A 7,788-nucleotide genomic window follows, 5' to 3' on the forward strand; every position below is an offset into this window, starting at 1 on the left:
TCAGGCGTATGCGTCTTTCTCTTTGTCATTTTGGATCGTCTCTCTCGTCATACGATCCACCTTAACAACTGGTCCGAATTTCTGCGACCACCTCTTGTCGTGTGCGTCGACAACTTTCACACCGGTCTTGTCCGGAACGTCGCTCCCTTGTGCAATGACAGCCGTTTCACACTGATTGAGGCGGACGTCATAACCGACGCCTTGCCAGAAGGATCAATCGACTGGCTGTTCAGTCTTGCGTCGCCAGCGTCGCCACCGCACTATCAGGCCGATCCGGTGCGCACGATGATGACCAACGTCCTGGGCACACGAAACCTGCTTGATCTGGCGGGTCGCACCGGGGCACGGTTCCTTCAGGCCTCGACCAGCGAGGTCTATGGAGATCCGGAATCCCATCCACAGACCGAAGACTATTGGGGCAACGTCAATCCGATCGGAAGTCGCGCCTGTTACGACGAAGGCAAGCGTGCCGCCGAGGCTCTGTGCTATGACTATCTGCGCGAAGGAGAGCTCGATATCAGGGTGGCCCGGATATTCAACACCTACGGACCAAGAATGCGCGCCGATGACGGACGGATCGTGTCGAACCTGTTGGTGCAGGCGATCAACAACGAGCCGCTGACAATCTATGGCGCTGGCACACAGACCCGCTCGTTTTGCTATGTGTCGGATCTGGTAACAGGTCTGGTCGCGCTGATGCAGGTCGCACAGGCACCGGATGGCCCGGTCAACCTTGGTAATCCGCATGAGGTCAGCATTCTGGAATTGGCCCGGCTGGTTTGCCAGACGATCCCGACCACGTCGCACATCGTGCGACGAGATCTGCCTCAGGATGACCCCAAGCGTCGACAACCGGATATAACGCGGGCTCGCGAACTGCTCGGCTGGGAGCCACATGTGGAGCTTTCACAGGGTCTTGTTCAGACCGCCGCGTGGTTCTCGATGTCTGAGAACCGGATCCCTCCAACCGTTGGCAGTTCGAGAGCCGCAGAACGAAGCACCTTGCAGACCGTATAAAAGATCTTGAGCCGTGGTTTCACAACCTCCGCCTTGACGGGATCGAAACAGCACCCGATCACCCGCTGGGGGACTACCCTGCCTTCAAATGGGAAGGGTTCCGGCACGTCATGCCGTCAGACCTGCGTGGCAAGACTGTGCTGGATATCGGATGCAACGCCGGATTCTACGCCATCGAGATGGCCCGGCGAGGAGCGCGGCGCGTCGTCGGGATCGACAGCGATCAGCACTATCTTGCACAGGCAGCTTTGGCTGCCGAGGTTGAGGGAGCCCCCGTGGAACTGCGTCAGATGTCGGTGTATAATGTCGCCGATCTTGGCGAACGCTTTGATCTTGTGATTTTCATGGGCGTTTTCTACCATCTGCGGCATCCGCTGCTGGCACTTGATCTTTTGCGCGAGCACGTCGTGGGCGACCGTCTGTTGTTCCAGTCCATGCAGCGCGGCTCGACTCAGGTGTGCAATGTTGCTGAAGATTATGCTTTCGATGAAACTGCCCAGCTTGATCATGAGGGCTGGCCAAGGTTGCATTTCGTCGAGCACCGCTTTGCGCAGGACCCGACCAACTGGTTCATTCCGAACCGTGCCGCCTCCGAGGCGATGCTGCGCAGCGCGGGCTTTGCCATCGACGCCCATCCCGAACCGGAGGTCTACCTGTGCAGCAGAGCCGAACAGCCGCCGCAAGCACGACCACCGCAAATATGCCCCGGTTCAGACTAGACAGCCTGGTGTGGCGCGCGGGCCAGGCCGCCATATTTCAGGATATTGAGGGTCAAGATTGCTATCCGATGACACCGACCAATCCAGACCGGGCCCGACCAGATCCCGCAGACCGGCTGTCTGGGTCACGTCAGCGATAGCTTTCATCGCACTGAGCGCGATCGGGTTGTGGCTGGCTGCGCAAATCACGGATGGAACATTGCCGCAGTTGGATCGTCGGCTCTTTGAACCAGGCGCGCTGGCGCTGATCGCAGGGGCACTGATCGTCTTCTACCTGTCGGACGGCTTGCGGCTCTACTTCGTACTGCGCGCACTTGATGTGACCGTGCGGTTCAGAAAGCTGTTACCATTGGTGTTCATCAACATCCTTTTCTCGAACGTGACGCCGCTGGCCTCTGGCGGGGGGGTCGCCCAGGTCTGGTATCTGGACAAGATCGGCGTGCCGGTCGGCACGGCTGCGGCGGCGACGTCAATACGAACGATCCTCGCCATGTCGTTAATTTTCGTCGCCGCGCCGTTGTTCCAGACCCTGCATCCGAATCGCGAGATTGCCGGCATGGCTGCGATGGCTGCACAAACGATCACGGCTCTCGTACTGCTGTATCTGGCCGGGTTCGGGATTCTCTTGATCCGGCCTTTCTGGCTGGTGCGGATCGTCGAAGCTGGATTGAAAGGTTTGCGGATCATCGGTGCGCTGAAAGCCGATCGAGAACTCCGCTGGATCAACGCCATTCGCCGCGAGACCAGCGCGTTCTCGCACGGCTTCAGGGAATTTCTGAACGCACGGGCAGTGTACTCATTCGCCGCGATCTTCTGGACAGTCGCATTTCTCCTGACTCTGCTGTCCCTTCCGGCGCTTCTGATGACGCTCCTTGGCTACGATATCAACTGGATCACGGCCATAGGCGCGATGGCTGGCGTCACGTTCCTGATGTATTTCGCGCCCACGCCAGGCGGGGCTGGATTTGCGGAATTGGCCTTCGCCGGATTGATGACAAATCAAATCAGCAGCAACGACCTGTTGTTTGTGATAATCGCCTGGCGATTCCTGACCAGCTACATGGGGATGGCGATTGGCGTGGTGGTGTCTGCGTTCGTGTTTGGAGAAGAACGGCGGACGCAATGAAACGGGGCCTTGTTTCACTCTTTTTCTACGCGAACCTGGCGGTTGTGACCGCCATTCTCGGATATAAGGTCTATCTGTTTGCGTCGGCCCCTGATGCAAGCGCCGTTTTGCTGGACCAGATCGAGAGCGCTGAGCAGCGCAGCGCGGAGTCCGAGACGCTGTCATTTGCGGTCATTGGTGAGGCCAACAACTCGATTGGGCTGTTCGAACGCCAGATCATACCGATGATCAATCGCTCTGATGCCGAGTTTCTGGTCTCGGCGGGCAACATTGTCAGCGGCGGCGGCGAGGACAAGTATCGCGCGTTGCTGGGGACGCTGTCACGCCTCGAAAAGCCTTATCTGCTGACCTTTGGCGAAAACGAGCATGCCGAATTCGGCAGTGGCCGCTTCTATCAAAGGTTCGGACCACATTTCTATGAGGTCAGGCTCGAAAGCGTTCGGTTGATATTCCTCGATTCAACCGGCCGAACTCCCATTGACTGGCAGGAACGGTGGCTGTCCGATCTTCTCGCGGGCGAAAGCGATCGACAGGTCATTGTGTTTATCGGCCATCCGCTGGTCGATCCGATACCGGAAACTCTCTTCGAGCCTGCTCGTGGTGCCTGGTCCGCACCCGCCGATCGCGACCGGTTGATGGGCTTGCTGTCAGAACTGGGTGTCGACGCCGTGATTTCGGCTGGCTCGGCCACCTTTTCGGACCGGAGCGTCGACGGGATACGTCATATCCTGACAGGCGGCGCCGGTGGCTTCGTTCTTAACAACGATGTTAGTTTCTACCATTATCTGGATGTCACGATCGAACCACAGGGCATGTCCGTTGATGTTGTGCGCATGAACACCGCGCCCACAGCCCTTACCCGGCGGATCGAAGGATTCTGGTTCTTCATTTATGCGTTCTTCTATATCGGCATGTGGAATTTTCTTCTGATCTTTTCGGGTTTCATGATCCTCGGAGTATATCTGTTCAATCGCTTGTTTCGCACACCACCGTACTACCCTTCCTATGATGCACCGCCTTCCGTCGATCTTGGACGACCGATGCGTGTTGCCATGTTCACAAATACCTATCTGCCATTCATCGGCGGCGTCCCCGTCTCGATCGAGCGGCTCAAGCGCGGCCTTGAACGGCAGAACCATGAGGTGCGCGTGATTTGCCCAAACCATGGTGACGTCAACGATGACCCCACGGTCCTCCGGTTGCCTGTGCTCTTGAGACTTGGGCGGATGATATCCATTTCCAATCCGTTTCACTCTTCCATCAGGGGTGCTGTCAGTGCGTTCGACCCTGATGTCGTGCATGTCCACCATCCTTTCTGGCTGGGCGGCACGGGGTTGCGCATGGCGCGCAGATTGGATGTGCCAACTGTTTTCACCTATCATACGCGGCTTGACCAGTTTGCACATATGGTGCCGTTTCCATCCGTCCTGTTCCGCAATGTCGTGTCACACTGGATCATTCGCCGGTTCGCGAACGCGTGCGACCAGATTATTGTGCCCACCCCCGTGACGCGCGATTACATGCATCTGATCGGTGTCAATCGTCCGGTTCACGTTCTGCCAACGGGCATCGAAATCGAGCGGTACGAGAGCCGCGATACATCACGCCTGCACAAGCTGAACACCTGTATCAATCCTGACAACCGTGTGCTTCTCGTGACGGTCGCGCGCCTGTCGCAGGAAAAGAACCTCGGCTTCATAATCGAGGCGATCGCGCGCCTGAAACTGCGAAAGGTTCCGCCCTTCCGTCTGATCGTGTTGGGAGAGGGGGAACAGCGATCCGAACTTGAGCGACTTATCCAAGACAAGGGACTTTCAGATGACATCCAGCTTCTCGGAGGCGTTCCATATGAGGATGTGCCTGACTATCTGGCACTGGCAAGCATCTTTGTTTATGCATCCGCGTCCGAAACCCAGGGGATCGTCATCCTTGAGGCGATGGCAGCGCAATTACCGGTTGTTGCAGTCAATTCGAGTGGCATAGATGCCTTCGTGAGACATCAGGAGACGGGGCTTGTAACGCCAGAGAATGTCGAGCTTTGGACAGATGCCCTGCATCGGTTGCTGAACGACAACGCCGCACAAAGGTCAATGGGCCGTGCGGCACGGTCGGTTGCGCGGCACTATTCGGTAGACGCATTCGCATCAGGGGCGGTCTTTGTGTATGAATCGGCCCTTGGTTCATGGACGGAGTGAGCTTTTTCTTTGCCGGGGGTCGGCCAGTCGGCTGGCCGTTGGAACAAACTTCGGTTCTGACGGTTCAGGGGTCTCAAAGGAGATTCAAGATGCACAGACTGCTTATTTCCGTGGCGGCAATCGCCACGACAACATTTGGCGCGATGGCGCAGGACTCCACCCAGCCGAACGAGGCCGATACGACCGAACGCGAGGTCACATTCACCTCAGCTGACGGGGCTGATCTGGGCACGGCGGAATTGATCGGCACAGGGTCCGGCTTGTTGATCCGACTGAATCTGCAGGATTTGCCTGCCGATCAATGGCTGGCATTCCATCTTCATGAAGGTGAGGAATGCGATGCGGACGGACAATTCAAAAGTGCAGGCGGACACTGGAATCCGGATGAAACGCCACATGGTTACCTGATAGAGGGTGGCCCGCACGCAGGGGATATGCCCAACCTGTACGTCGACAGCGACGGACGCTTGCTTGCCGATGTTGTGAACAAGAATGCGTCTCTGTCGGGTGACACCGGCAACGTCATGGGGCGCGCGCTGATCCTGCACGCTGGCGCCGACGACTATTCTTCGCAGCCGTCGGGTGACGCCGGTGATCGGATCGCCTGTGCGGTCATCGAATAGACGTCACCGCGCCTTACAGGGCCTTCAGTGGCGGTGACCGTCTGGTCACCGCCATCTGTTTTCCGGTGCTCGCGGACGGCAGGCCCGATCGGCCGATTCACACCGATGGCAAGCTCGCCCCGGAACAATAGAGGCAGCCAACTGGTTGATTCAGCAGCTGATGCGAGGAGATGAATCATGGCTGACAAAATGTATGAAGACTCACAAACGCCGAGCAAAGACACTGAAACGATTGACGAAACCGAGCGGTTGATAGCCTCGAACAAGGTGGAAGGCACCAAGGTCTACAATACCGAGGGCGAACAGCTTGGGAGCATTCACAACTTCATGGTCGACAAGTTGAGCGGAAAGGTCTCGTATGCGGTCATGTCGTTTGGCGGCTTTCTGGGACTGGGCGAGCATTATCATCCGTTGCCTTGGGACATGCTGACCTATGACCGGACATTAGGCGGTTACCGGGTTGATGTGACGCGTGAGCAATTGGAACAAGCGCCCAGCTATACCCGCGAAGAAGATCCCTGGCTCCGACCGGATTACGGGCGAGCCATCTATGCGTATTACGGGTTGCCGTATTATCTGTGAACCAATGCACCCGGCCACCGACCGACTTACCCCTGTATCGGACCGCCTTTTTTCTCGATCTTGACGGCACATTGTCCGAAATTGTGTCAGACCCGCGGCAGGCGTGCATCGCCCCCTCTGTCTTGGTGGTTCTCGACCGGCTGGCTTCGGTATCGGGTGGTGCTGTGGCAGTGATCTCGGGGCGGGATATTGCTCGGATTGATCATATGCTGCATCCGCTGCGCCTGGCTGCTGCCGGAGTGCACGGTGTGGAACGGCGCGATGCCGCTGGTCATCTGACCCGGCTGAATTTTGATCAGCAAGCACATGAAACCCTGGCCGCTGACGTCAGAAAGTTCGCAGCAGCCTTGGACGGGTTGCATGTGGAGCCCAAGCCGGGATCAGTGGCCCTGCATTTTCGCAACCGCCCCGACCTTGAACCTGTGTGCCGACAGTTCATGGGTGCGCAAGCTGATCGCGACCAGCGTGTGTCGCTGATGGACGGCAAGATGGTGCTGGAGCTGATCTTTGGCAGGCAAACCAAAGGCGACGCGATCCTGGACATGATGAAAAGCCCTCCATTCAAGGGACGTCGCCCGTTCTACGCGGGAGACGATGTGACCGACGAGGCCGGTTTTCGCGATGCGAACCGCCTGAACGGTGTTTCGGTCAAGGTCGGAGCGGGGCCCACCTGTGCGCGACACCGTTTGCCCGACCCGAACACATTCAGCGTTTACCTCGCGTCGCTTTTGCGGAATGGGTCCTCAGACGCGGAACATTCAGTGTACTGAATTGTTCAATACGGTGAAACGCCCAACGCGCACCAATCCCAGGCCCAACAGATGACATTGCACCCCAATCCGCCCGAGATCCGGGAACTTTCAAACCGTTCGAAAGACGAGCCTGGCGGGCTTGGTTCTGCGCCCGACGACCAGCACCAAAGGCTGGTCTTGGTTTCAAACCGTGTGGCCGATCTGGCAGCGTCCGAGCAATCGGGGGGTTTGGCAGTCGGGGTGTCGGATGCCATTACAGAGCGCGGCGGTCTCTGGTTTGGCTGGGACGGCAAACGCAATGGACACACTGGCAACTCCGCCGAAATCAGCCAGCATGGCAAAGTAACCCGTGTGGGCATTCCCGTTTCGCCGGAAGATTTCAGGGATTATTACGTCGAGTATTCCAATAGCGTCTTGTGGCCCCTGTTCCACTACCGTCCGGATCTGGTGAACATCAAGCCGAGCGCGTTTGAGGGCTACATGCGCGTGAACGAGGCATTCGCGAGGCAGTTATTGCCAATGCTGCGGCCGAACGATCTGATCTGGGTGCATGATTACCACCTGATCCCGCTTGCTCATATCCTCCGCCGGTTGGGATGCGGTCAAAGGATCGGCCATTTTCTTCATATCCCTTTTCCGTCGCCCGAACTGCTGTCGGCCACACCGGACCACGCGGTGCAGAGGTGGTCGCAGAAATTCGGACCAGTTGTTAAGGTGGATCGTATGACGAGAGAGACGATCCAAAATGACAAAGAGAAAGACGCATACGCCTGA

Annotated in this window: 8 protein-coding genes; all 8 read left to right on the plus strand. The window is 57.6% G+C overall.

The annotated features are described in order from the left end of the window. Positions 1-54 precede the first annotated feature (54 nt). The 8 genes from ACSSV4_RS22750 to ACSSV4_RS22785 all read left to right on the plus strand — a co-directional run bounded on the left by ACSSV4_RS22750 (position 55) and on the right by ACSSV4_RS22785 (position 7,788). Positions 55-1,017: a UDP-glucuronic acid decarboxylase family protein gene (locus ACSSV4_RS22750; protein ID WP_454277282.1), complete on the plus strand. Its 963-nt coding sequence runs from the start codon at positions 55-57 to the stop codon at positions 1,015-1,017. Next, on the plus strand, positions 1,014-1,736 hold the full coding sequence (locus ACSSV4_RS22755) for a TIGR04290 family methyltransferase (protein WP_454277283.1): 723 nt from the start codon (positions 1,014-1,016) through the stop codon (positions 1,734-1,736). Before ACSSV4_RS22750 ends, ACSSV4_RS22755 begins: the two co-directional genes overlap by 4 nt. A gap of 58 nt (positions 1,737-1,794) precedes the next feature. Further along, entirely contained in the window at positions 1,795-2,862 is a 1,068-nt protein-coding gene (locus ACSSV4_RS22760; protein ID WP_454277275.1) for a lysylphosphatidylglycerol synthase transmembrane domain-containing protein, read from the plus strand. After that, positions 2,859-5,057: a glycosyltransferase gene (locus tag ACSSV4_RS22765; protein ID WP_454277276.1), complete on the plus strand. Its 2,199-nt coding sequence runs from the start codon at positions 2,859-2,861 to the stop codon at positions 5,055-5,057. The genes ACSSV4_RS22760 and ACSSV4_RS22765 overlap by 4 nt, the downstream gene beginning before the upstream one ends. A gap of 89 nt (positions 5,058-5,146) precedes the next feature. Next, the gene (locus tag ACSSV4_RS22770; RefSeq protein ID WP_454277277.1) at positions 5,147-5,680 is read left to right on the plus strand and encodes a superoxide dismutase family protein; all 534 of its coding nucleotides are present in this window, start codon (positions 5,147-5,149) and stop codon (positions 5,678-5,680) included. A 177-nt stretch (positions 5,681-5,857) separates the two neighbouring features. Beyond that, a complete protein-coding gene (locus tag ACSSV4_RS22775; protein WP_454277279.1) occupies positions 5,858-6,262 on the plus strand; it encodes a PRC-barrel domain-containing protein in 405 nt (134 codons plus the stop codon). Further along, positions 6,259-7,032: a trehalose-phosphatase gene (otsB, locus tag ACSSV4_RS22780; RefSeq protein ID WP_454277280.1), complete on the plus strand. Its 774-nt coding sequence runs from the start codon at positions 6,259-6,261 to the stop codon at positions 7,030-7,032. Before ACSSV4_RS22775 ends, otsB begins: the two co-directional genes overlap by 4 nt. Positions 7,033-7,083: 51 nt before the next feature. Further along, positions 7,084-7,788, plus strand: coding sequence for a trehalose-6-phosphate synthase (locus tag ACSSV4_RS22785; protein ID WP_454277281.1), 705 nt, complete (start codon positions 7,084-7,086; stop codon positions 7,786-7,788).

Source organism: Roseovarius sp. MBR-154 (genome assembly GCF_053628595.1).

Excerpts from the sequence above, each read along its gene's own strand:
- ACSSV4_RS22770 (WP_454277277.1), top strand. The coding sequence starts at position 5,147 with ATGCACAGACTGCTTATTTCCGTGGCGGCAATCGCCACGACAACATTT.
- ACSSV4_RS22775 (WP_454277279.1), top strand. The coding sequence starts at position 5,858 with ATGGCTGACAAAATGTATGAAGACTCACAAACGCCGAGCAAAGACACT.
- ACSSV4_RS22765 (WP_454277276.1), top strand. The coding sequence starts at position 2,859 with ATGAAACGGGGCCTTGTTTCACTCTTTTTCTACGCGAACCTGGCGGTT.
- ACSSV4_RS22785 (WP_454277281.1), top strand. The coding sequence starts at position 7,084 with ATGACATTGCACCCCAATCCGCCCGAGATCCGGGAACTTTCAAACCGT.